The sequence below is a fragment of the Holdemanella sp. DFI.5.55 genome, from assembly GCF_020593575.1.
Lineage (GTDB): Bacteria > Bacillota_I > Bacilli_A > Erysipelotrichales > Erysipelotrichaceae > Holdemanella > Holdemanella hominis.
In genome coordinates this window covers 1-505 of record NZ_JAJDMK010000199.1, presented here as the reverse complement: position 1 = coordinate 505, position 505 = coordinate 1, and the positions used below count along the sequence as shown (strand labels likewise).

Annotated in this window: 1 protein-coding gene; it reads left to right on the top strand. The window is 35.8% G+C overall.

Going from position 1 to position 505, the window contains the following annotated elements; translation table 11 throughout:
- Nucleotides 1-505: RNA polymerase sigma factor (locus LJE08_RS13790; protein WP_227403555.1), on the top strand; the 505-nt coding region annotated here is incomplete at both ends.

The following is a 505-nucleotide window of genomic DNA, read 5'->3' as shown; positions in this document are numbered from 1 at the left end:
ATTGTTTCGCATAAGGCATTGGATTATACAAAATCTAAACAAGGTAAGAATAAGCCAGTAGATTTTAGTTCTTTAGATGATGAGGAGGATAGACTTGAATTTGAGGCGAATATCAAGAATGATAAGGCTTCTTTTGAACCAGAAGCAAGTATGAATTATAAAGAGCTTCAGGAAGGTTTACAGGGAGTATTAAATGAACTTCCTGAAAATCAAAGACTTGCATTGATGATGTATTATTTTGAAGATATGAGTGTTTCTGAAATAGCAGATGTTTATGGTGTGAGTGGAAACACAGTAAAGGGATATCTAGCATATGGAAGAAAGAAAATCAAGAATATAATTGAGGCAATGAGAGAAAAGGGTGTATCTTTCTATGGTGTTGCACCAATGCCATTCTTAACATGGATGTTGCATGATCAAATGGCAAAGACAGCTGTATCACATGTATCAAAGGATATCATTATCAAAACGGTTGGAACAAGTGCAGCAGCCTCAACGGCTGGAG